At 59.8% G+C, this 23,821-nt stretch carries 23 protein-coding genes; 20 read left to right on the forward strand and 3 right to left on the reverse strand.

Translation table 11 applies throughout. The features are described 5' to 3' along the window. Positions 1-235 precede the first annotated feature (235 nt). The 12 genes from udp to hemB all read left to right on the forward strand — a co-directional run bounded on the left by udp (position 236) and on the right by hemB (position 10,837). On the forward strand, positions 236-997 hold the full coding sequence (gene udp / locus ACP39K_RS23050; RefSeq protein ID WP_004934432.1) for a uridine phosphorylase: 762 nt from the start codon (positions 236-238) through the stop codon (positions 995-997). Between the two features lie 129 nt (positions 998-1,126). Continuing rightward, a complete protein-coding gene (locus ACP39K_RS23055; protein WP_016929452.1) occupies positions 1,127-1,909 on the forward strand; it encodes a tyrosine-protein phosphatase in 783 nt (260 codons plus the stop codon). A gap of 79 nt (positions 1,910-1,988) precedes the next feature. After that, positions 1,989-2,519: a DedA family protein gene (locus tag ACP39K_RS23060; RefSeq protein WP_004934438.1), complete on the forward strand. Its 531-nt coding sequence runs from the start codon at positions 1,989-1,991 to the stop codon at positions 2,517-2,519. A gap of 140 nt (positions 2,520-2,659) precedes the next feature. Next, positions 2,660-4,207: a DNA recombination protein RmuC gene (gene rmuC / locus ACP39K_RS23065; protein WP_497008900.1), complete on the forward strand. Its 1,548-nt coding sequence runs from the start codon at positions 2,660-2,662 to the stop codon at positions 4,205-4,207. Between the two features lie 78 nt (positions 4,208-4,285). Further along, positions 4,286-5,041 (forward strand): bifunctional demethylmenaquinone methyltransferase/2-methoxy-6-polyprenyl-1,4-benzoquinol methylase UbiE, encoded by a 756-nt coding sequence (gene ubiE, locus ACP39K_RS23070; protein WP_004934443.1) that lies wholly within the window; start codon positions 4,286-4,288, stop codon positions 5,039-5,041. Positions 5,042-5,054: 13 nt separating this feature from the next. Beyond that, entirely contained in the window at positions 5,055-5,663 is a 609-nt protein-coding gene (gene ubiJ, locus ACP39K_RS23075) for a ubiquinone biosynthesis protein UbiJ (RefSeq protein ID WP_049190742.1), read from the forward strand. Then, complete coding sequence (ubiB, locus tag ACP39K_RS23080) at positions 5,660-7,291, forward strand: ubiquinone biosynthesis regulatory protein kinase UbiB (RefSeq protein WP_004934451.1); 1,632 nt, start codon at positions 5,660-5,662, stop codon at positions 7,289-7,291. Before ubiJ ends, ubiB begins: the two co-directional genes overlap by 4 nt. 80 nt (positions 7,292-7,371) lie before the next feature. Further along, on the forward strand, positions 7,372-7,635 hold the full coding sequence (tatA, locus tag ACP39K_RS23085; RefSeq protein ID WP_016929449.1) for a Sec-independent protein translocase subunit TatA: 264 nt from the start codon (positions 7,372-7,374) through the stop codon (positions 7,633-7,635). Positions 7,636-7,638: 3 nt separating this feature from the next. Continuing rightward, positions 7,639-8,190 (forward strand): Sec-independent protein translocase protein TatB, encoded by a 552-nt coding sequence (tatB, locus tag ACP39K_RS23090; protein ID WP_016929448.1) that lies wholly within the window; start codon positions 7,639-7,641, stop codon positions 8,188-8,190. A 3-nt stretch (positions 8,191-8,193) separates the two neighbouring features. Then, on the forward strand, positions 8,194-8,964 hold the full coding sequence (tatC, locus tag ACP39K_RS23095; protein ID WP_004934456.1) for a Sec-independent protein translocase subunit TatC: 771 nt from the start codon (positions 8,194-8,196) through the stop codon (positions 8,962-8,964). 53 nt (positions 8,965-9,017) lie between these two features. Next, positions 9,018-9,800 carry a 3'-5' ssDNA/RNA exonuclease TatD gene (gene tatD / locus ACP39K_RS23100; protein ID WP_028127638.1) on the forward strand — a complete coding sequence of 261 codons (783 nt, stop codon included), beginning with the start codon at positions 9,018-9,020 and terminating at the stop codon, positions 9,798-9,800. A gap of 14 nt (positions 9,801-9,814) precedes the next feature. Continuing rightward, positions 9,815-10,837, forward strand: a complete 1,023-nt coding sequence (hemB, locus tag ACP39K_RS23105) for a porphobilinogen synthase (RefSeq protein WP_004934463.1) — start codon at positions 9,815-9,817, stop codon at positions 10,835-10,837. 45 nt (positions 10,838-10,882) lie between these two features. Here hemB and rfaH read toward each other — a convergent pair whose 3' ends face one another. After that, positions 10,883-11,371, reverse strand: a complete 489-nt coding sequence (gene rfaH / locus ACP39K_RS23110; protein ID WP_016929445.1) for a transcription/translation regulatory transformer protein RfaH — start codon at positions 11,369-11,371, stop codon at positions 10,883-10,885. A gap of 245 nt (positions 11,372-11,616) precedes the next feature. Here rfaH and pepE point away from each other — a divergent pair, with 245 nt between their 5' ends. The 3 genes from pepE (at position 11,617) to fre (ending at position 14,677) form a co-directional block, all read left to right on the forward strand. Next, positions 11,617-12,342, forward strand: a complete 726-nt coding sequence (gene pepE / locus ACP39K_RS23115) for a dipeptidase PepE (RefSeq protein ID WP_004934469.1) — start codon at positions 11,617-11,619, stop codon at positions 12,340-12,342. A gap of 62 nt (positions 12,343-12,404) precedes the next feature. After that, positions 12,405-13,925 (forward strand): 4-hydroxy-3-polyprenylbenzoate decarboxylase, encoded by a 1,521-nt coding sequence (gene ubiD, locus ACP39K_RS23120; protein ID WP_015376309.1) that lies wholly within the window; start codon positions 12,405-12,407, stop codon positions 13,923-13,925. 50 nt (positions 13,926-13,975) lie between these two features. Further along, entirely contained in the window at positions 13,976-14,677 is a 702-nt protein-coding gene (fre, locus tag ACP39K_RS23125; protein WP_033638975.1) for an NAD(P)H-flavin reductase, read from the forward strand. Between the two features lie 172 nt (positions 14,678-14,849). On the opposite strand, the gene fadA is transcribed toward fre, so the two are convergent. Further along, complete coding sequence (fadA, locus tag ACP39K_RS23130; protein ID WP_004934476.1) at positions 14,850-16,013, reverse strand: acetyl-CoA C-acyltransferase FadA; 1,164 nt, start codon at positions 16,011-16,013, stop codon at positions 14,850-14,852. A 10-nt stretch (positions 16,014-16,023) separates the two neighbouring features. After that, on the reverse strand, positions 16,024-18,213 hold the full coding sequence (gene fadB, locus ACP39K_RS23135; protein WP_251683215.1) for a fatty acid oxidation complex subunit alpha FadB: 2,190 nt from the start codon (positions 18,211-18,213) through the stop codon (positions 16,024-16,026). A 233-nt stretch (positions 18,214-18,446) separates the two neighbouring features. Here fadB and ACP39K_RS23140 point away from each other — a divergent pair, with 233 nt between their 5' ends. The 5 genes from ACP39K_RS23140 to hemG all read left to right on the forward strand — a co-directional run bounded on the left by ACP39K_RS23140 (position 18,447) and on the right by hemG (position 23,743). Further along, a complete protein-coding gene (locus ACP39K_RS23140) occupies positions 18,447-19,643 on the forward strand; it encodes an MFS transporter (protein ID WP_060444985.1) in 1,197 nt (398 codons plus the stop codon). Between the two features lie 112 nt (positions 19,644-19,755). Further along, positions 19,756-21,087 carry a Xaa-Pro dipeptidase gene (gene pepQ, locus ACP39K_RS23145; RefSeq protein ID WP_025304931.1) on the forward strand — a complete coding sequence of 444 codons (1,332 nt, stop codon included), beginning with the start codon at positions 19,756-19,758 and terminating at the stop codon, positions 21,085-21,087. Then, positions 21,087-21,701: an IMPACT family protein gene (locus tag ACP39K_RS23150; protein ID WP_016929437.1), complete on the forward strand. Its 615-nt coding sequence runs from the start codon at positions 21,087-21,089 to the stop codon at positions 21,699-21,701. The genes pepQ and ACP39K_RS23150 overlap by 1 nt, the downstream gene beginning before the upstream one ends. 35 nt (positions 21,702-21,736) lie before the next feature. Next, the gene (gene trkH, locus ACP39K_RS23155; RefSeq protein WP_004934492.1) at positions 21,737-23,188 is read left to right on the forward strand and encodes a Trk system potassium transporter TrkH; all 1,452 of its coding nucleotides are present in this window, start codon (positions 21,737-21,739) and stop codon (positions 23,186-23,188) included. Positions 23,189-23,209: 21 nt separating this feature from the next. After that, on the forward strand, positions 23,210-23,743 hold the full coding sequence (gene hemG, locus ACP39K_RS23160) for a menaquinone-dependent protoporphyrinogen IX dehydrogenase (protein ID WP_028127640.1): 534 nt from the start codon (positions 23,210-23,212) through the stop codon (positions 23,741-23,743). Positions 23,744-23,821: the final 78 nt, after the last annotated feature.

Below are 23,821 nucleotides of genomic sequence, written 5' to 3' on the forward strand. Positions count from 1 at the left end.
ATAGTTTCAGTCGGCAACCAACGGGCAGGGAGCGGCAAGGTTTATCGGCTAGACTGAGGTTTAGCGGTTTGAGGGCGGCTCATTAATGGGTTTTTTGTGACTTAATTCACAAAAAATATGTAGCATGTAATTTGTTTCTCTTTTCATAGTGACTATCGTCACGAAATTAAACGGCGATTTTCAGTAGAGTGCTTTTTTGTTCCTCCCAATAAACATGATCCATGAGGAGTCTCATATGTCTCAGTCTGACGTTTTTCATCTCGGCCTCACCAAGAACGATTTACAAGGGGCCCAGCTTGCCATCGTGCCGGGCGATCCGCAGCGCGTAGAGAAGATTGCCAAGCTGATGGAAAATCCGGTGCATCTGGCCTCCCATCGTGAATTCACCACCTGGCGCGCAGAGCTGGACGGCAAGGCGGTGATCGTCTGCTCCACCGGTATCGGCGGCCCGTCTACCTCTATCGCGGTGGAAGAGCTGGCGCAGCTGGGCATTCGCACCTTCCTGCGCATCGGCACCACCGGCGCCATTCAGGCCAATATCAACGTCGGTGACGTGCTGGTGACTACGGCGGCGGTACGCCTCGACGGCGCCAGCCTGCACTTTGCGCCGATGGAGTTTCCGGCGGTCGCGGACTTCGCCTGCACTACCGCGCTGGTGGAAGCGGCCAAAGCCAGCGGCGCGACCACCCACATTGGCGTAACCGCTTCTTCCGATACTTTCTACCCGGGTCAGGAACGTTACGACACCTACTCCGGCCGCGTGGTCAGCCGTTTTAAAGGCTCGATGGAAGAGTGGCAGGCGATGGGCGTGATGAACTATGAAATGGAATCCGCCACGCTGCTGACCATGTGCGCCAGCCAGGGCCTGCGCGCCGGCATGGTGGCTGGGGTGATCGTTAACCGCACCCAGCAAGAGATCCCGAACGCCGAAACCATGAAAAACACCGAAAGCAAAGCGGTGCAGATCGTGGTGGACGCCGCCCGCCGTCTGCTGTAATCGCCTCCCCTCAACGGGCCGCTGACGCGGCCCGTTTTTCCATTCGCGGCGAATCTGTTACGGTGATACTCCTCAGCGCTGCGCCGATGGCTGCCGCGCGTTGTCATAACAAAAACAACGAGGACGTTTATGACCGCCCAGATCCTGCTTCATCCTTCGCTTGCGCCGCTCGACGGCGGCATTAACTTCCGTGACTTCGGCGGCAACGGCGTGGCCGACGGGCGCCGCATCAAACGCGGCCTGCTGTTCCGCTCCGGTTCTCTCGAGCGGCTGACGGAAAACGACTGCACTTTCCTCGCTGGAGTGCCGGTGCGTTCGGTGCTGGACTACCGCGATGCCGACGAGGTGCAGGCCAAACCGGATATTCTGTGGAATGGCGCCGACTATCACCATGTGCCGGCCAACCCGCTGAGCAGCGAAGTTAACGCCAACCTGGAAAAGCTCACCAACGAAACGCTGGCCGCTTTCGACGCTCGGGCGTTCATGCTGGAGCTGTATCGCCGTCTGCCGTTCGGCAATGCTGCCTATCAGCGGCTGGCGCAGCTGTTGAGCAACCCTGGCGGCGGTGCGATCGTGCAACACTGCGCGGTCGGCAAGGATCGCACCGGGGTCGGTTCGGCGTTGGTGCTGTTCGCGCTGGGGGCCGACGAAGCGACGGTGCTGGAAGACTATCTGCTGACCGAAACCACGCTGGCCACTTTCCGCGAACAGATGCTGGATCAGCTCTCTATCAAGCTGAATGCGGCGGCGCTGGAGCAATTCGCCTACGTGCTCAGCGCGCGCGAGGAGTTCCTGATGACGGCGCTGGGCTGCATCCGCCGGCAATACGGCTCCACCGACCGTTGGCTGGAAGCGGAATACGGCCTGGGCGCGGCCCAGCGCGAAGCACTGCAGGCATTCTACCTCGAGTAAATTGCCGCGTGTTTAGTCGGGGTTTAACTCGCCCCGGCTTATCCTAGGCGGCGAACCATCGCGTATCAGGAGCCCCGTATTGAGCCTCAATGACGTTATCAACTGGGTCAGCGATGTCGTGCGTCAGCACGAAGGCTGGGCCATTCCTATCATTTTCTTCCTGGCGTTCGGCGAGTCGCTGGCGTTTTTGTCGCTGCTGCTGCCGGCCACGGTGATCCTGCTGGCGCTGGGCGCGCTGATCGGCGAAAGCGGCATCGCCTTTTGGCCGATTTGGGCCGCCGCCGCCGCCGGGGCGTTTTTCGGCGACTGGCTCTCTTACTGGATCGGCTATCACTATCAGGATCGCGTGGCCCATATGTGGCCGCTGTCGCGCAATCCGCAGCTGCTGGCGCGCGGCCACGCCTTCTTCGAGCGCTGGGGCGTGCTGGGCATTTTCATCGGCCGCTTCTTCGGCCCGCTGCGCGCCGTGGTGCCGCTGGTGGGCGGCATTTGCGGCATGCCGCAGCGCTATTTCCAGCTGGCCAACGTCACGTCGGCGATGATCTGGGCGTTTGGCATTCTGGCGCCGGGGGCATTCGGCATCAAGTGGCTCAGCCAGTGGCTGGGCTGATTTCTCGCTAAATTGCGCAGCGCCGCGCAATATTGTGCGCGGCCGGCAAAATCAGGCTGGACATCCATACAGCCTCCCCTTAACGTGACGGGCAATGGGCGAGCAAAACGCCGCAACGGCTAGGTGCAACAGGAGGCAGGGTGGATACCAGTCTGATTTATGGGATTGGCGGCGTCGCGATCGGCATGCTGTTGGGGTGGCTGATCGCCAGTCTGCGGGTGCAGCAGACGCATGCGCAACATGAAACCGAACTGCGGTTGCTGGAGCAAACGTTGCAGCAGGCGCAGCAGGAAACGGCCGTGCGGCAGGAAACGCTACAGCGCCACGAGCAGCAGTTGCGCCAGAGCGAGCTGGAGCTTCGCAATCTGCACAGCCAACTGGCGGCCGGGCATGAGAAGCTGCAACAGCTCACCCATTGGCGCAACGAATGCGAGCTGCTCAACCAAGAGCTGCGCGCCCAGCGCGAGGTTAACAGCGCGCAGGAGGCTGAGCTGCGCGAAGTCACCATCCGTCTGGAAGAGACGCGCATGGCGGCGGAGGAGAAACAGCGTCTGCTGATCAACAGCGAACAGCGCCTCACCACCCAGTTTGAAAACCTCGCCAACCGCATTTTTGAACACAGCGGCCGCAAGGTTGACGAGCAAAATAAGCAAAGCCTGGATCGTTTACTGCTGCCGTTGCGCGAACAGCTGGACGGTTTTCGCCGTCAGGTGCAGGACAGCTTCGGCCAGGAAGCGCGGGAGCGCCACACGCTGACGCATGAGATACGCAATCTGCAGCAATTGAACGCGCAGATGGCGCGTGAGGCGATCAACCTCACCAAGGCGCTGAAAGGCGACAACAAAACGCAGGGCAACTGGGGCGAAGTGGTGCTGAGCCGGGTGCTGGAGGCCTCCGGTCTGCGCGAAGGGCATGAGTATGAAACGCAGGTCAACGTGCGGGTGGATCACCAGAACCGCATGCAGCCTGATGTGATCGTGCGCCTGCCGCAGGGCAAGGATGTGGTGATCGATGCCAAGATGTCGCTGATCGCCTACGAGCGCTATTTCAACGGCGAGGATGAGGCGGCGCGCGAAGCGGCGCTGAGCGAACATATTGCCTCGCTGCGTGGCCACATCCGCATGCTGGGCCGCAAGGACTACCAGCAGCTGCCGGGGCTGCGTTCTCTGGACTATGTGCTGATGTTCATTCCGGTCGAGCCCGCCTTCCTGCTGGCTATCGATCGCGAGCCGGAGCTGATCAGCGAAGCGCTTAAGCACAACATCATGCTGGTCAGCCCGACCACGTTGCTGGTGGCGCTGCGTACCATCACCAACCTGTGGCGCTATGAGCATCAGAGCCAGAACGCCCAGCGCATCGCCGATCGCGCGGCGAAACTGTATGACAAGATGCGGCTGTTCGTGGACGATATGTCCGCACTGGGGCAGAGCCTGGACAAGGCGCAGGGCAGTTATCGTCAGGCGATGAACAAACTGAGCGAAGGCCGTGGTAATCTTATCGGCCAAATTGAAGGTTTCCGCGCGTTGGGGGTTGAAGTCAAACGGCCGATAAACCCGCTGCTGGCGCAGCAAGCCGGCGCGCAACACGATGAAGCGGAAGAGGCGAACGACGATGATGTCGCCGCGCTGCCGCAGACGAACGACGATGACGATACCGCCGGGGAATCGGGCTTCGTTTCGCACGGCTGAGGCCGTGGCGAGGTGGGGTATTTCCCGGGCTTCTGGTACACTCATCCACACAAAATTGACTGAATAGCAGGCAGGACAATGGCAGATCAATCGCAGGAAACCACCGATTTCGGTTTTCGCACCGTCGCTAGAGACGAAAAACAGGCCATGGTGGCGGACGTTTTTCATTCGGTAGCGGCAAAGTATGACGTGATGAACGACCTGATGTCGTTCGGTATTCACCGTATCTGGAAGCGTTTCACCATTGACTGCAGCGGCGTGCGCCGCGGGCAGCGCGTGCTGGATCTGGCCGGCGGCACCGGCGACCTGGCCGCCAAGTTCTCCCGCATGGTCGGCGAGCAGGGGCAGGTGGTGCTGGCGGACATCAACGATTCGATGCTCAAGATGGGGCGTGAGAAGCTGCGCGATCGCGGCATCGTCGGCAACATCAATTACGTGCAGGCCAACGCCGAAGCGCTGCCGTTCCCGGACAATTACTTCGATTGCATCACCATCTCCTTTGGCCTGCGTAACGTCACCGACAAAGACAAAGCGTTGCGCTCGATGTTCCGCGTGCTGAAACCGGGCGGCCGTCTGCTGGTGCTGGAGTTCTCCAAGCCGCTGCTGGCGCCGCTGAGCAAAGCCTATGACGCCTACTCTTTCCACGTGCTGCCGAAGATCGGCGAATTGGTGGTGAAAGATCCTGACAGCTACCGCTACCTGGCGGAATCGATCCGCATGCACCCCGATCAGGAAACCCTGAAGGGCATGATGGGCAACGCCGGTTTTGAAAACGTCACCTATTTCAACCTGACCGGTGGGATTGTCGCCCTGCATCGCGGCTTCAAGTTCTGAGAGGGAGATGCCGATGCTGTTTACCCCTCTGCTGACCGGCGCGTTGGAAACCTCGCTGAATAACCTGCTGTTTCGCGATCGCAGCATGAAAGCCGCCCGCCAACGCCTGGCGGGCAAGGTGCTGCGCATCGAACTGGAAGAGCTGGCTTCACCGCTGGTGTTGGTGTTCAGCGAACTGCGCGTGGATGTGCTGGGGCAGTCTGAAGACAGCGCCGATTGCACCGTGCGTAGCCGCATTCCCGCCTTACTTAAGCTGCGCGATCGCCAGCAACTGCCGGTGCTGATGCGCAGCGGCGAATTGACGGTGGAAGGCGATATTCAGGTGGTGCAACAGTTGGTTGGCCTGCTCGATCTGGCGGAGTGGGATCCGGCGGAATGGCTGGCGCCCTACATCGGCGATATTGCCGCCCAAGGCATTACACAGGCGCTGGGTAAAGGCGCCTCGCTGGTGAAAGCCGGTTTTATGCGCCGGCAGCAGGGGATGGCGGAGGCGTTGACCGAAGAGTGGCGCCTGGCGCCGGGGCCGCTGGAAGTGGTGTGGTTCAACGAAGAAGTTGACGCACTCGCCCGCAGCGCGGAGGCGCTGTCTGCCCGCATGGACAAGTTGGAGGGCAAGCGATGACCCCAGGTGAACTGCGCCGTTTGTATTTTATCGTCCGCGTTTTTCTCAGCTACGGGCTGGACGAGCTGATCCCTAAAATGCGTTTGACGCTGCCGCTGCGCTTTGGCCGCCGGCTGCTGTTCTGGATGCCGAATCGGCATAAGGACAAACCGTTGGGTGAACGTCTGCGGCTGGCGCTGCAGGAATTGGGGCCGGTCTGGATCAAGTTCGGCCAAATGATGTCGACCCGCCGCGATCTGTTTCCGCCGCACATTGCCGATCAGCTGACGCTGCTGCAGGATCGGGTGGCGCCTTTCGATGGCGCGTTGGCGCGTAAGCATATCGAGCTGGCGATGGGCGGCCCGCTGGAGACCTGGTTCGATGACTTCGATCAGCAGCCGCTGGCCTCTGCCTCGATCGCGCAGGTGCATACCGCGCGGCTGAAAACCACCGGCCAGGAAGTGGTGCTGAAGGTGATCCGGCCGGATATCGGGCCGATTATCAAGGCCGACGTGCGTCTGATGTACCGGCTGGCAGGCTGGGTGCCGAAGCTGTTGCCGGACGGTCGCCGTTTGCGCCCGCGCGAAGTGGTACGCGAGTACGAGAAAACCCTGCTGGACGAGTTGAACCTGCTGCGCGAAGCGGCTAACGCCATTCAGCTGCGCCGCAATTTCGACGGCAGCCCAATGCTGTACGTACCGGAAGTTTATTCCGACTACTGCCGCGAAAGCGTATTGGTGATGGAGCGCATTTATGGCATTCCGGTCTCGGACATCGCCACGCTGGAACAGCAGGGCACCAACATGAAACTGTTGGCGGAACGCGGCGTCCAGGTGTTCTTTACCCAGGTCTTCCGCGACAGCTTCTTCCATGCGGACATGCATCCCGGTAATATTTTCGTCAGCTACGAACATCCGGAAGATCCTTGCTACATCGGTATCGACTGCGGCATCGTCGGTTCGCTGAACAAGGATGATAAACGCTACCTGGCGGAAAACTTCATCGCCTTCTTCAATCGCGATTACCGCAAGGTGGCGGAACTGCACGTCGACTCCGGGTGGGTGCCGCGCGACACCAACGTGGAAGACTTCGAATTCGCCATCCGCACCGTGTGCGAGCCGATTTTCGAGAAGCCGCTGGCGGAGATTTCCTTCGGCAACGTGCTGCTGAACCTGTTCAACACTGCACGACGCTTCAATATGGAAGTGCAGCCGCAGCTGGTGTTATTGCAGAAGACCTTGCTGTATGTTGAAGGTCTGGGGCGTCAGCTCTACCCGCAGCTGGATCTGTGGACTACCGCCAAGCCGTTCCTCGAGAGCTGGCTGCGCGATCAGGTCGGCATTCCCGCCGTGGTGCGTGCGCTGAAAGAGAAAGCGCCGTTCTGGGCGGAGAAGCTGCCGGAACTGCCCGAGCTGTTTTACGACAGCCTGCAGCAGCATAAACTGTTGCAACAAAGCGTTGATAAGCTGACCAACCAGATGCAGGCTCAGCGGGTTCGTCAGGGGCAGTCACGTTATTTGTTCGGCGTTGGCGCTACACTGTTGGTAAGCGGCACGCTGTTGCTGCTGGGGCAAATCGAGGTGTTTCCCGCCTGGATGATGGCCGCCGGCATCGTATGCTGGGTGATTGGCTGGAAGCGAACCACCTGATTTAATTCGTTACTCTGGTAAAGTCGGCCCTATAATTCGGACTGGCTTTAAAAGACCCTTTAAAATTAGAGGTAATTAAAATGGGCGGTATTAGTATTACGCAATTGTTGATCATCGCAGTGATCGTGGTGCTGTTGTTCGGTACCAAAAAACTGCGCACGCTGGGCTCCGATCTCGGCGCCTCGATCAAGGGCTTCAAGAAGGCGATCGGCGACGATACGCCGTCGACCCCCAACACGGCTGAGAAAAGCAGCCTGGATGACGCTGACTTCTCGGCCAAGCCTATTACCGAAAAGCAGCCGGAAGTGAAACCGGAAGAGTCGAAGAACAAAGAGCAGGTATAAACCGTGTTTGACATTGGGTTTAGTGAGCTGCTGCTGGTGCTGGTGATCGGCCTGGTTGTTCTCGGGCCGGAACGCTTGCCGGTCGCGGTCAGAACGGTATCGGGCTGGATCCGCGCGCTACGCTCGCTGGCGGCCTCGGTGCAGCACGAACTGTCTCAGGAGCTGAAGCTGCAGGAGCTGCAGGACAGCCTGAAAAAAGCGGAACAGGCTGGCTTGCAGAACCTGACGCCGGAACTGAAGGCGTCGATGGATGAGCTGAAAGACGCGGCGGAATCATTGAAACGCACCTACCAGGGCGAGAAAGAAGAGCTGGCGAACACCATTCATAACCCGCAGATCACCGATCCGGAAGCCTTGCACGACGGCGTGACGCCGGCGGAAGCGGCAACCCGCGCCAGCGCGCCCGCCGCCGTGCCAAAACCGGCCACGGAACCTGAAGCCGTCGCGCCGGTGGCGGCGCAACCGGCTAAAGCGCCGGTGGAAACCGCGCCGGCACCTGTCGAACCTGTTGCGGATAAAACCCCAGCGTCTCACCAACCTAGTGGCGATCGTTAATACATGGCTGTTGAAGATACCCAACCCCTTATCAGTCATCTGATAGAGCTGCGCAAGCGGCTGTTGAACTCGATTATTTGCGTGCTGGCGGTGTTCGTGGTGCTGGTGTTTTTCGCCAACGACATCTACCAACTGGTGTCTGCGCCGCTGCTGAAGCAGTTGCCGGCCGGGGCGAGCATGATCGCCACTGACGTGGCGTCACCGTTCTTTACCCCGATCAAATTGACCATGATCGTCTCGGTGTTTGTCTCCGCGCCGATGATTTTGTATCAGGTGTGGGCATTCATCGCGCCGGCGCTGTACAAGCATGAACGACGCCTGATGATGCCGCTGCTGGTGTCCAGCAGCCTGCTGTTCTACCTCGGCATGGCTTTCGCTTACTTCATCGTGTTCCCGCTGGCCTTCGGCTTCTTCGCCAAGACCGCGCCGATGGGGGTGACCATTGCGACCGACATTAAAAACTACCTCGATTTCGTCATGGCGCTGTTTATGGCGTTCGGCGTTGCCTTTGAAGTGCCGGTCGCCATCATTCTGCTGTGCTGGAGTGGCGTCACCTCGCCGGAAGATCTGAAGAAGAAACGGCCGTATGTGTTGGTTGGCGCGTTTGTGGTCGGCATGCTGTTGACGCCGCCAGACGTGTTCTCGCAAACCTTGTTGGCAATACCGATGTATCTGCTGTTTGAAGTGGGGGTGTTCTTCGCTCGCTTCTATACCGGCAAACGTCGTCCGCAAGCGGAAGAAGAAGACGAGGGTGACGAACCCCCAGCCCCCTGATCCACATTGATTGCGAAGCCGCCCATTGGGCGGCTTTTGCTTTGGAAAAAATCATGTTTGATATCGGCGTTAATCTGACCAGCAGCCAATTCGCCAAAGATCGCCAGGCGGTGGTGGAGCGCGCCCGCGCGGCGGGCGTTACCGGGATGTTGATTACCGGCACCGATCTGGCAGAGAGCCGCGAAGCGGCGGAACTGGCGCAGCAACATGCGGGTTACTGTTGGTCTACCGCCGGTGTGCATCCGCACTACGCCAGCGGTTGGGATGAACACGCCGCCGAGCAGATTTATGCGTTAGCCGCACGCCCTGAAGTGGCGGCGATCGGCGAATGCGGCCTGGATTTCAATCGCAACTTCTCGACGCCCGCGCAGCAGGAAGCGGCGTTCACCGCGCAGCTGGCGCTGGCGGCGGAGTTGGCGCTGCCGGTGTTTCTGCATTGCCGCGACGCACACGCACGTTTTGCCGAGCTACTGACGCCGTGGTTGGATAAACTGCCCGCGGCCGTGGTGCACTGCTTCACCGGCACCGCCGAAGAATTAACAAGCTGCCTGTCGCTGGGTTTGTCGATCGGGATTACCGGTTGGGTCTGCGACGAGCGGCGCGGCCTGGAACTGCGCGCACTGTTGCCGCAGATCCCAGCCGAGCGTCTGCTGCTGGAAACTGACGCCCCTTATCTGTTGCCCCGGGATTTACAGCCTAAACCCGCATCTCGCCGCAACGAACCCTGTTTCCTGCCCCACATCGTGCAGCAGGTCGCCGTCTGGCGGCGGGAAGAGCCGCAATGGCTGGGGCAAAAAACCGATGAGAACGCCCGCCGGCTATTCCGGCTGGTTTGAGCTAGGAGAAAACTATGAGCTATGCATTTCCGGGCACCTTCCCTGGTCGCCGTATGCGCCGCGTGCGCCGTCACGACTTCAGCCGCCGCCTGGTGGCCGAGAATCAACTGACGGTCAACGACCTGATTTATCCGGTGTTTGTCATGGAAGGCAGCAACCGCCAGGAAGAAGTGGCCTCGATGCCGGGCGTATCGCGCATGACGATCGATCTGCTGGTCAAGGAAGCGGAAACCATCGCCAAACTTGGCGTGCCGGTGATTTCCCTGTTCCCGGTGATCGAACCGAGCCTGAAATCGCTGCATGCGGAAGAAGCCTATAACCCTGAAGGGTTGGTACAGCGCACGGTGCGCGCGCTGAAAGACGCGGTGCCTGAGCTGGGCATTCTGACCGACGTGGCGCTCGATCCCTACACCACGCATGGGCAGGACGGGGTGATCGATGAGCAGGGTTATGTGATTAACGACGTGACCAAAGACATTCTGGTGCGTCAGGCGCTGTCCCATGCCGAAGCGGGCGCGGAAATCGTGGCGCCGAGCGACATGATGGACGGCCGCATCGGGGCGATCCGCGATCGTCTGGAATTGCAGGGCCTGGTGAATACCCAGATCATGGCCTACTCCGCCAAGTATGCTTCCTGCTACTACGGCCCGTTCCGCGATGCGTTGGGCTCCAGCGGCAATCTGAAGGGCGGCAACAAGAAGACCTATCAGATGGATCCGGCCAACAGCGACGAAGCGCTGCAGGAGATTGCGCAGGATCTGCAGGAAGGTGCGGACATGGTGATGGTGAAACCGGGCATGCCGTACCTCGACGTTGTGCGCCGCGTGAAGGATACCTTCGGTGTGCCAACCTTCGCTTATCAGGTGTCCGGCGAGTACGCCATGCATATGGCGGCGATTCAGAACGGCTGGCTGCAGGAGCAACCTGCGGTGATGGAATCGTTGATGTGCTTTAAACGCGCCGGCGCCGACGGCGTGCTGACCTACTTCGCCAAGCGTGTCGCCCAGTGGCTGCACGACGACGCGATGCGCCGCTAAGCGTAAAATGAGCCAACAAAAAGGCGCCTGAAGGCGCCTTTTGCATTACATCTTCTGGAACTGTCGGTTGTCGATGCTTTGGCTGACCTGCTTGTTGATCAGGTTCAGCAACAACATGGAACGCGCTTCGCCGTCCGGCTCGGTGTAGATCGCCTGCAGCCCTTCGAACACGCCGTCGACGATCAGAACGGTGTCCCCCGGCTGTGGGGTTTCCGGATCGACATAGGTTTCGCAGGCGTGTGTGCGCAGTTCATCGATCACCTTGCTCGGGATGACGCTCGGCAACGCGCCGAAACGCACGAAGTGGCTGACGCCACGGGTGGCGCTGATGGTGGTGGTGTGAATGCGCTCCGGGTCGAACTCCACAAACAGATAGTTGGGAAACAGGGGTTCGCTGACCGCGATGCGCTTACCACGCACGATCTTTTCCAGCGTGATGATCGGGCTGAGGCAGTTTACCTGCTGCCGTTCCAGATGTTCCTGCGCCCGCAACAACTGACCGCGTTTGCAATAAAGTAGATACCAGGATTCCATAGTTTCACATGCCTTTCTGCCAGCCGGTAAGCATATCAAAAGCTATTCCGGATACATAGTGATGCAAGTTTCAGCGTGTAACATCACCTATCTCTATGAATCTGCGGCTATTAGCGAGGGGTCACACACTTATCGATACGGCGCTGGTATAACAGAGGGCTAAAAATTTGTTACCGTCACAGTATGACAGGCGTAGCGCCGCCGGCTGTGACGCTATTCATCGTTTTCGACCGAGGGGGAAAGAAATGGAGCTGTTTCTGTTGAGCAACGGCAAGCTGTCTGGCGAAGCCGAGCTGCTGGGGTACGCTAAAAGCCAGCTGCTGGCGATGATTGCGCGTCGCGGCATCAAATCCGCCGTCTTTATCCCTTACGCCCTGATTCGTTACGACTACGACCAGCGTGCGCAGGAACTGGCGCAAACGCTGGGCATTGAAGTCACCAGCATCCACCATGCCGCTTCACCGGCGGCGGCGATCGCGCAGGCGGAGTGCATTTTGGTCAGCGGCGGCAATACCTGGTTGCTGAACCAAATGCTGCACGAGCAAGGCCTGATCGTGCCCATCCAGCGCGCGGTGCGCGAGCGTGAAGTGCCTTACGTCGGCTGGAGCGCCGGTTGCAACGTGGCCACGCCGAGCATTCGCACCACCAATGACATGCCGGTGCGCTGCAGCGTGGTGCTGCCGGCGCTGGGGCTGTTCCCGGTGCAGATCAACCCGCACTACATCGACGCGCATATCAGCGGCCACATGGGCGAAACCCGTGACGAGCGCCTGGCGGAGTTCTGCGCGATCAACCCAAGCGAATCGGTGGTGGCGCTGCGTGAAGGTAGCCTGCTGCACGTTGAAGGCAATGCGCTGCGTTACTTCAGCGCTAACGGGCAGGGCTTCAAGGTGTTCCGCCACGGTGAGGAGACGCGTGAATATCAGGATACGCGCGCGCTGGCTGCGCTGGTGCCGTTCAACTGCGGCTGAGGGCCACCCGGCGGCGGGCGGCGTTAACAAAATTGCAGCAACAACCGTGAAGAGGGCTTATAATGCCCTCCCCACTGGCCGTTATAATGATCAGCATGAAATACCGTGACTTACGCGATTTCCTCTCGTTGCTGGAGAAGAGAGGGGAACTAAAACGCATCAGCCAGCCGATCGATCCTTACCTGGAAATGACGGAGATTGCCGATCGCACCCTGCGAGCGGGCGGTCCGGCACTGCTGTTTGAAAACCCGAAAGGGTATGACATGCCGGTGCTGTGCAACCTGTTCGGCACCGCCAATCGCGTGGCGATGGGCATGGGGCAGGAAGACATCAGCGCGCTGCGCGAAGTCGGCAAACTGCTGGCGTTCCTCAAAGAACCGGAGCCGCCGAAAGGCTTCCGCGATCTGTTCGACAAAATGCCGAAGTTCAAGCAGGTGCTGAACATGCCGACCAAGGTGCTGGGATCCGCGCCTTGTCAGGAGCAGGTATGGCAGGGTGACGATGTCGATCTCAGCCGTATTCCGGTGATGCACTGCTGGCCGGAAGACGCCGCGCCGCTGATCACCTGGGGGCTGACGGTGACCCGCGGCCCGCATAAGGAACGGCAAAACCTCGGCATCTATCGCCAGCAGGTGCTGGGCAAGAATAAAGTGATCATGCGCTGGCTGTCGCATCGCGGCGGCGCGCTGGATTATCAGGAGTGGTGCCAGGCGCACCCGGGCGAGCGTTTCCCGGTTGCGGTGGCGCTGGGCGCCGATCCTGCTACCATCCTCGGTGCGGTCACGCCGGTGCCTGATACCTTGTCTGAATATGCTTTTGCCGGGCTGCTGCGCGGCAACAAAACCGAAGTGGTCAAGTGCCTTTCCAACGATCTGGAAGTGCCCGCCAGCGCCGAAATCGTGCTTGAAGGCTATATCGAGCCGGGTGAAATGGCGCCGGAAGGCCCCTACGGCGACCACACCGGTTACTACAATGAAATCGACCAGTTCCCGGTGTTCACCGTTACTCACATCACCCAGCGCCGCAACGCGATCTACCACTCGACCTACACTGGCCGCCCGCCGGATGAGCCGGCGATCCTGGGCGTGGCGCTGAATGAAGTGTTCGTACCGATCCTGCAAAAGCAGTTCCCGGAAATCGTCGATTTCTATCTGCCGCCGGAAGGGTGCTCTTACCGCTTGGCGGTAGTGACCATGAAAAAACAGTACGCCGGCCATGCGAAACGCGTGATGATGGGCGTCTGGTCGTTCCTGCGGCAGTTTATGTACACCAAATTTGTTATCGTCTGTGACGATGACGTCAATGCGCGCGACTGGAACGACGTGATTTGGGCGATCACCACACGAATGGATCCGGCAAGGGATACCGTTCTGGTGGAGAATACGCCGATCGACTATCTGGACTTCGCCTCGCCGGTTTCCGGCCTGGGTTCGAAGATGGGGCTGGACGCCACCAATAAATGGCCGGGTGAAACCGATCGCGAATGGGGCCGTCCGATTCAGATGGATGAAAAGGTACGTGCGCGCGTCGACGAAATCTGGGATGAGCTCGCAATCTTCAGTGACAGGGAACCGACGTTATAGCGTCAGGCCCTGTTCTCAGCTTTGCATTGATGACCCGACAGAGGGAACGCATGACAATATTGAGCTGTAAAGTGACCTCGGTAGAGGCCATTACCGATACGGTTTATCGGGTACGTCTGGTGCCCGAGCAGCCGTTTTCTTTCAAGGCAGGGCAATATCTGATGGTGGTGATGGATGAGCGCGACAAGCGTCCGTTCTCACTGGCATCAACCCCGACGCAGCAAGATTATATCGAGCTGCACATTGGCGCTTCGGAACTGAATCTGTATGCCATGGCGGTGATGGATCGCATCCTGAAAGAGCAGGCGATCACCGTTGACGTGCCGCACGGCGACGCATGGCTGCGGGAAGAGGGCAGCCGTCCGCTGGTGCTGATCGCCGGCGGCACCGGTTTCTCTTACGCGCGTTCAATCTTGTTGACCGCGCTGGAGCAGCAGCCGGATCGCGACATTTCAATCTACTGGGGCGGGCGTGAGCTGAAGCACCTGTACGATTTGAGCGAGCTGGAAGCGCTGTCGGTGCAACACCCGAACCTGAAGGTGATCCCGGTGGTCGAGCAGCCGGAAGCCGAATGGCGTGGCCGCAGCGGCACCGTGCTCAGCGCGGTGTTGCAGGATTTCGGCACGTTGGCGGAGCATGACATCTACATAGCCGGGCGTTTCGAGATGGCGAAAATCGCCCGCGAGCGTTTCTGCGCCGAGCGCGGCGCGCAGGAAGCGCATATGTTTGGCGACGCGTTTTCGTTTATCTGACCGATGCGATGCGCGGTGAACGGGGTGGCCGAGGGTCGCCCCGTTTTTATTTGGGCGTCGGCAAACTTCAGGCATAAAAAACCCGCCCCTGACAGGCGGGAAGAACGGCAACTAAACTTGGCGGGATGCCGCGATTTGAAGTGGTGACGCGGTCATCCCAAGATAGACACAGCTAAACGCGTTCAAAGACGGTGGCGATGCCCTGCCCCAGGCCGATGCACATGGTCGCCAGGCCGAACTGCGCGTCGCGACGTTCCATGTTGTTCAACAGGGTGGTCGAGATGCGGGAGCCGGAACAGCCCAGCGGGTGGCCGAGCGCGATGGCGCCGCCGTTCAGGTTAATCTTGTCGTCGATGCTGTCCATCAGCCCCAGATCCTTGATGCACGGCAGCGACTGGGCGGCGAACGCTTCGTTCAGCTCGAACAGATCGATGTCCTGCACGCTCAGACCGGCGCGTTTCAGCGCCAGCTTGCTGGCCGGCACCGGGCCGTAGCCCATGATGGAAGGATCGCAGCCGACCACCGCCATCGAGCGGATGCGGGCGCGGGCCTTCAAACCGAGCGCTTTGGCGCGCGATTCGCTCATCAGCAGCATGGCGGAAGCGCCGTCCGACAGGGCGGAGGAGCTGCCGGCGGTGACGGTGCCGTTGACCGGATCGAACGCCGGACGCAGGGCCGACAGACTTTCGACGGTGGTTTCCGGGCGAATGACTTCATCGAAATCGTAACGGGTCAGCACGCCGTCGGCGTCGTGACCGTTGGTCGGTATGATCTCGTTTTTGAAGTAACCCGCCAGCGTCGCCGCATGTGCGCGCTGGTGGGAGCGGGCGGCAAACTCATCCTGCATCTGGCGACTGATGTTGTGCATCTTGGCCAGCATTTCGGCGGTCAGCCCCATCATCCCGGCGGCTTTGGCCACGCTGCGGCTCAGGCCCGGATGGAAATCCACGCCGTGATTCATCGGCACATGGCCCATGTGTTCCACGCCGCCGATCAGGCTGATGTGCGCGTCGCCAACCATGATGGCGCGCGCCGCGTCGTGCAGCGCCTGCATCGAAGAGCCGCACAGGCGGTTGACGGTCACCGCCGGCACGCGGTGCGGGATCTCGGCCAGCAGCGCGGCGTTGCGGGCGATGTTGAAGCCTTGTTCCAGCGTTTGCTGCACGCAGCCCCAGTAAATGTCATCAATCTCGGCGGCGTCCAGCGCCGGGTTGCGGCTCAGCACCTCACGCATCAGGTGAGCGGAGAGATCTTCGGCGCGCACCTGGCGGAAGGCGCCGCCCTTGGAGCGGCCCATCGGCGTGCGTACGGCATCAACAATAACTACGTTTTCCATCTTTATGACCTCATGCCGGTTGGCGGGTAGCGACGTCGGACAGCGGTGTCGCCACCGGGTAGTAGCTTTCATTGCGTTCGGCCTTGGCGCGCAGACCGGCCGGCACCTGATACAGGGCGCCGAGGTGTGCGTAACGCTGGGCCAGCTCAACGTAGTTGGCGGTGCCGAGCGTATCCAGGTAGCGGAACACGCCGCCGTGGAACGGAGGGAAACCGATGCCGTAGACCAGCGCCATATCGGCTTCCGCCGGGCTGGCGACGATCTTTTCTTCCAGGCAACGCACCACTTCGTTGATCATCGGGATCATCATGCGCGCGATGATTTCTTCATCGCTGATGGTCTGGCGCGGTTGGCTCACTTCGGCCAGCAGCGCATCGGTCTGCTCGTCGTTGTCCTTGCGCGGCTTACCTTTGTTGTCCTGGCTGTAGCGGTAGAAGCCCAGCTGGTTTTTCTGACCGAAGCGCTGGTTGTCGAACATCGCGTCAATGGCATCGCGATAGTCTTTGCTCATGCGATCCGGGAAGCCGGCGGCCATCACCGCCTGCGCGTGGTGCGCGGTGTCGATGCCCACGACGTCGAGCAGGTAGGCCGGGCCCATCGGCCAGCCGAACTGTTTCTCCATCACTTTATCGATTTGACGGAAGTCGGCGCCGTCGCGCAGCAGCAGGCTGAAGCCGGCGAAGTACGGGAACAGCACGCGGTTGACGAAGAAGCCCGGGCAGTCGTTCACCACGATCGGCGTTTTGCCCATGCGGCTGGCGTAGGCCACCACTTTGGCAATGGTCTCGTCGCTGGTCTGTTCGCCGCGGATGATTTCCACCAGCGGCATGCGGTGCACCGGGTTAAAGAAGTGCATGCCGCAGAAGTTTTGCGGGCGCTTCAGCGATTTTGCCAGGTGATTAATCGGAATGGTCGAGGTGTTCGACGCCAGAACGGTGTCCTCACCGATCAGGTTTTCCACTTCCGACAGCACGGCGGCTTTGACTTTCGGATTCTCGACGACCGCCTCAACGATCACCTGCGCACGCTCGATGCCGGCATAGTCCAGCGTCGGCTGAATGGTCGACAGCACCTGCGCCATTTTCAGGCCATCCAGCTTGCCGCGCTCCAGTTGCTTATTGAGCAGCTTGGCCGCTTCGCTCATGCCCAGCGTCAGCGACTTGTCGCTGATGTCTTTCATGATCACCGGCACGCCTTTCAGCGCCGATTGGTAAGCGATACCGCCGCCCATGATGCCGGCGCCCAGCACCGCCGCCTGTTTCGGCGCATCCACATTCTTGGCCAGCTTTTTCGCCTGGCCCTTCACGAACTGATCGTTAAGGAAGATGCCGACCAGCGCGCGCGCTTCGTTGGAGCGGGCCAACGGCACGAAGCTGGCGGTTTCCAGTTTCAGCGCTTCATCGCGGCCCAGTTTGGCGGCGGCTTCAATGGTCTTCACCGCGGTCATCGGCGCCGGGTAATGTTTACCGGCGGTCTGCAGCACCATGCCTTTGGCGGTGGTGAAGCTCATCGCCGCTTCAATCGGGCTGAGTTTCAGCGGCTCCAGCTTAGGTTGACGCGCGGCGCGCCAGTCCAGCTTGCCGTCGATCGCCTGTTGCAGCATGTTGAGCGCCGCTTCGGCCAGTTTTTCCGGTGTCACCACCGCATCCACCAGGCCGACTTTCAACGCGTCTTTGGCGCTGACGTCTTTGCCGGCGGCGATGATTTCCAGCGCGCTGTCGTTACCCAGCAGGCGCGGCAGACGGACGGAACCGCCGAAGCCCGGCATGATGCCCAATTTGGTTTCCGGCAGGCCGATGCGCGCGTCCGGCGAGGCGACGCGGAAATCGGTCGCCAGAATGCATTCGCAACCGCCGCCGAGCGCATAGCCGTTAATGGCCGAAATGGTCGGTACCGGCAAATCCTCCAGCCGGTTAAAGACGTTGTTGGCGAATACCAGCCACTCGTGCAGCTTTTCAGCCGGTGCGGCGAACAGAGAAAGGAATTCGGTGATATCGGCGCCGACGATAAACGCGGCTTTGGAGGAGCGCAGCAGCAACCCCTTGAGCTCAGGCTGGTTTTCCAGCACGGTGAGCGCTTCGCCCAGGCTGGCGACGGTGCGGGTGTCCAGCTTGTTGACCGAGCCCGGTGCGTTGAACACCAGCTCGGCGATGCCGTTATCGAGCCAGTGCAGTTGTAATGTTTCGCCTTGGTAGAGCATGTCTATCTCCTGAATCAGCGTATGATCTGGTATGACCAGATGAAGAGGAGTGTGGTTTTTATGTTAAAAATATGCAAATGAGAGATTGCATATTTGCTGGTCGGATCACATGTCGCCAAGTTAGTTTTTTGATTTGAAACGAAGTTATATTTTATGTGCTATCGGCATTTGCTGGAGTGTGTCGGCACTCATACACTTGCTCGCAGCGAATGAACATTCAGACGAGGTTACGCATGACTAAGGCTGCTTGTGTCAAACGCAGCGGCTTATGGAGCATTCCGGCCAGAACCATGACGCTGGCATGTCTGTTGGTGTTTATGGCACAGATGGCGACGACCGTGTATTTGCCTTCGCTGCCGACGGTGATGCGGGAGCTGGCGATGAGCCGACGCGCCACCGAGCTGTCCATTTCGATCTTCGTCATCGGCGCCGCTTTGCCGGTGCTGTTCTGGGGCGCGGCCGCCGATCGCTTTGGCCGCCGTGCGCCCCTGACGCTGTCTTTGTTTCTTTTCATTGGCTGCAGCGGGCTGTTGGCGCTGTGCAGCAACGGCACTCAGCTGCTGGCGCTGCGTGCGCTGCAGGGTGTGGGCGCCGGCGGTGCGGCGATCATTGCGCGTATCATCGTGCGGGATAACTGGAGCGGTGATGAGCTGGCGCGCCGTCTGTCGGTGCTCTCCATCGCTTTCATCACTGCGCTGGGCGGGGGGCAGTTTATCGGCGGCCTGCTCAGCCAATATTCGCACTGGCAGATGGGCTTCGTCCTGATGGGCGCCACCGGTTTGGCCATTCTGGCGCTGATGGCGACGCTGCCGCTTGAGGCGGGGCGCGCACGCGGGCCACGCCCGGCGATGGCGGCCACCTACTTCGCCATCCTGCGGCGGCCGGGGTTCTTCTGGCCGGCCTGCGTCGGCGGATTGGGCTTCGCCACCACGGTGACATTGCAGGAGGTGAGCCCGTTCGTCATGCAGCAGGGGTTTGGCCTCAACGTCACGGCGTTCGGCGCGCTGGGGCTGGTGATAGGTATCGCCTACTTTAGCGGCGCGTTGACGGTGAACCGCACGGTGGCGCGTGTCGGCGGGAAAAAACTGATGCAAACCGGCAGCGGCATCGTCGCTCTGGCGACGGTAGCGATCCTGCTGTTGTGGTGGGGCGGCATTCTGGCCGGCCTTTCCGGTATGGCGCTGTTCATCGCGCTGTATTGCCTGACCATTTTTGGCCAGGCGGTGTTGTTTCCCAACAGCATGGCGATGGCGGTCAGCGACGCCAAAGAGCACGGTGCCTATGCGATGGCGCTGTGTGGCTTTCTGCAGCAGTGTCTGGCGGGCATTGCCGCGGCCGGCGCGGTGTTATTGGAGCACCACGGCCTATGGGCGCTGGCGATAGCGTTGCTCGGCCTGGCCGGCTGGCTAATGGTTAAACTGCGGATGTAACGGCATTTGCAGGGAATTGCGAGCTGCTCCGCATGCCCAACGCGATAAGGTTGGTGCGCCGGAGCGCTGTGTTAAGATGACTTCTTTCGTGCTAAGGCATAAGGGTACTGTGATGGAAACGCTGGCTTCTTTGTATAACGACCACTTGGCAGAGCTGCAAAAACGCGCGCGCGAAGTGCTGGAGCGCAACAAGTTGGATGCGCTGCTGATTCACTCCGGGGAACTGCAAAAGGTATTTTTGGACGACCATAGCTATCCGTTCAAAGTGAACGCGCATTTCAAAGCCTGGGTGCCGGTGACGTCGGTGCCGAACTGCTGGTTGTGGATCGACGGTGTCAACAAGCCGAAGCTGTGGTTCTACTCCCCGGTTGACTACTGGCACAGCGTAGAGCCGCTGCCGGACAGTTTCTGGACCAAATCCCTTGAATTGATGCCGCTGGCCAACGCCGACGCCATCGCCCAGCAGCTTCCGCCGCAGCGCGAGCGCGTCGGCTATATCGGTTATGCCCAACAGCGCGCCCGCGATCTCGGCATCCCTTCTGAGAACATCAACCCGAAAGCGGTGCTGAACTACCTGGATTTCCACCGTTCGATCAAAACCGGCTACGAGCTGGCCTGCATGCGCGAAGCGCAGAAGACGGCGGTAACCGGCCATCGTGCCGCGCATGAGGCGTTCCTCTCCGGCATGAGCGAATTCGACATCAATCTGGCCTACCTGACGGCGACCGGCCACCGCGATACCGATGTGCCTTACGACAACATCGTGGCGTTGAACGAGCACGCTTCGGTGCTGCACTACACCAAGCTGGATCATCAGCCGCCGGCCGAGTCCCTGAGTTTTCTGATCGACGCCGGGGCGGAATATAACGGCTACGCCGCCGATCTGACGCGTACCTATGCGGCGCAAAGCGGAAGCGAGTTCGCTCATCTGGTGAAAGATCTCAATAGTGAACAGCTGGCGCTGATCGACACCATTAAAACCGGCGTGCGCTATACCGACTACCATGTGCAAATGCATCAGCGCATCGCCAAGCTGCTCAAGAATCACAAGTTGGTGAACGGCCTCAGCGAAGAGGCGATGGTTGAAACGGGCATCACCACGCCGTTCCTGCCGCACGGGCTGGGGCACCCGCTGGGCCTGCAGGTGCACGACGCCGCAGGCTTTATGCAGGACGAGCAAGGCACCCATCTGGCGGCGCCGTCCAAGTATCCGTTCCTGCGTTGCACCCGCGTGTTGCAGCCGGGCATGGTGTTGACCATCGAGCCGGGTCTGTACTTCATCGAATCTCTGTTGGCGCCGTGGCGCAGCGGTGAGTTCAAGCAGCACTTCGCCTGGGATCGCATCGATGCGCTGAAGCCGTATGGCGGCATCCGTATCGAAGACAACATCGTGATCCATGAAAAGCGTATCGAGAACATGACGCGCGATCTGAACCTGGCCTGATGCGGCCGTACCCGATACCGGCGGAAGCAACCCGCTTTACCGAAGAAATAAAGAAGAGCCGTTTTATCACCCTGCTGGCGCCAACCAGCGGGGTAGAAGCGGCAAAGGCGTTTATTCAGCAGGTGCGGGATGAGCACCCGGCGGCGCGGCACCATTGTTGGGCCTTCGTCGCCGGCAGCCCCGATGACTCACAGCAGCTGGGGTTCTCCGACGATGGAGAACCGTCGGGCACCGCTGGCAAACCGATCCTCGCGCAGCTGATGGGCAGCGGTATCGGCGAAGTGACCGCCGTGGTCGTTCGTTACTATGGCGGCGTCAAGTTGGGCACCGGCGGGCTGGTGAAAGCCTATGGCAACGGTGTTCAACAGGCGTTGAAGCAGCTGGTGTTGGTAGAAAAGGTGCCGGAAGCCGAATATATCTTGCAGTGCGACTATGCGCAGTTGGCGCTGGTGGAGAACTTGCTGCAGCAAACCGCAGGTCGGATCCTGCAGGGCGAATACGGCGCCGCCGTCGTGCTGCATCTGGCGTTGCCGGCCACCGAGGTCGAGCTGTTTGGGAATAAATTGCGTGATCTCAGTCGCGGTAATTTGCAATTAACCCCCATTTCGCAATAATTCCTCCCAATTGAATTGCTAAGGATCGTGCTGAAATGCATTTTCGCGCCATAACCCGTATCGTTGGTCTGCTGGTCATCCTGTTCTCCGGGACGATGTTTATTCCCGGCCTGGTGGCATTGATTTATCGCGATGGGGCGGGGCGCGCGTTCAGCCAAACGTTCTTCGTGGCGCTGACCATCGGGCTGATGCTGTGGTGGCCGAACCGCAAGCAAAAACACGAGCTGAAGCCGCGTGAAGGCTTCCTGATCGTCGTGCTGTTCTGGACCGTGCTGGGCAGCGTGGGGGCATTGCCGTTCCTGTTTTCGGAACGGCCCAATTTGTCGCTGACCGACGCCTTCTTTGAATCCTTCTCGGGATTGACGACCACCGGTGCGACGACGCTGGTGGGGTTGGACTCGCTGCCGAAGGCTATTCTTTTCTATCGCCAAATGCTGCAATGGATGGGCGGCATGGGGATCATCGTGTTGGCGGTGGCGATACTGCCGATACTCGGCGTCGGCGGCATGCAGCTGTATCGGGCGGAAATGCCCGGGCCGCTGAAAGATAACAAGATGCGTCCACGCATAGCCGAAACCGCCAAAACCCTGTGGCTAATCTATGTGTTGCTGACCGTCGCCTGTGCGCTGGCGCTCTGGGGGGCTGGGATGTCGGTGTTCGATGCCATCGGCCACAGTTTCTCGACCATCGCCATCGGCGGTTTTTCTACCCACGACGCCAGTATCGGTTATTACGCCAGCCCGACCATCAACACCATCATCGCCGTGTTCCTGCTGATTTCCGGCTGTAACTACGGCCTACACTTCGCTTTGCTGAGTGGCCGCAGCCTGAAGGTGTACGGGCGCGATCCTGAATTCCGCATGTTTATCTTCGTTCAGTTGACGCTGGTGGTGGTATGCACGTTGGTGCTCTGGGGACATGGCGTCTATAAGAGCGGTATGGAAACGCTCAATCAGGCGTTCTTCCAGGTGGTATCGATGGCGACCACGGCTGGTTTTACGACCGACAGCATCGCCAAGTGGCCGCTGTTCCTGCCGATGTTGTTGCTGTGCTCAGCGTTCATCGGCGGTTGTGCCGGCTCGACCGGCGGCGGCCTGAAGGTGATCCGTATCCTGCTTCTGTACCTGCAGGGCTCGCGAGAGTTGAAAAGGCTGGTGCACCCCAACGCGGTCTATACCATCAAATTGGGCAATCGCGCACTGCCGGAACGTATTCTGGAAGCGGTGTGGGGATTCTTCTCCGCCTATGCGCTGGTGTTTATCGTCAGCATGCTAGCGATCATTGCCACCGGCGTTGACGATTTTTCCGCGTTCGCCGCAGTGACGGCAACACTCAATAACCTTGGCCCCGGCCTGGGCGTGGTGGCGGATAACTTCACCACGATGCCGGCGGCGGCCAAGTGGATCCTGGTGGTGACGATGCTGTTCGGACGCCTGGAAGTGTTTACATTGCTGGTGCTGTTCACGCCAACTTTTTGGCGTGAGTAGGCCTGATATAAGGAGTACGCCATGAAGGCATTGATACTTTATTCGAGCCGTGACGGGCAAACACGTGCTATCGCTTCTTATATAGCAAGCAAGCTGCAGGACACACAGCGATGTGAGGTGATCGATCTGCTGCAGGCGGAACAGGTCGACCTTAGTCAGTACCAGCAGGTGATGATCGGCGCTTCTATCCGTTACGGGCACTTTAACCCGGCGCTGGATAAATTCGTCAAACGTCATGCCGAACAACTGAATCGAATGCCGAGCGCGTTCTTTGCCGTGAACCTGACCGCGCGTAAACCGGAAAAGCGCTCGCCGCAAACCAACGCTTATACCCGCAAGTTCCTGCTGGCCTCGCCGTGGCAGCCAAAACAGTGTGCGGTGTTTGCCGGCGCATTGCGTTATCCGCGCTATCGCTGGTTCGACCGCATCATGATTCAATTTATTATGCGTATGACGGGCGGTGAAACGGATACCAGTAAGGAAGTGGAGTACACCGATTGGCAGCAGGTCGATCGTTTCGCCCAGGAATTTAGCCAGATCCAGTACGAAAAGTGACAAAAATGCGGGTTTGGCCAGCGTTTTGCCGAAAAAATCCGCGCTTGAAAAGTTTTTTGCATTTAGGGGTTGCGGCCT

It is taken from the genome of Serratia sp. EC4, assembly GCF_059652115.1.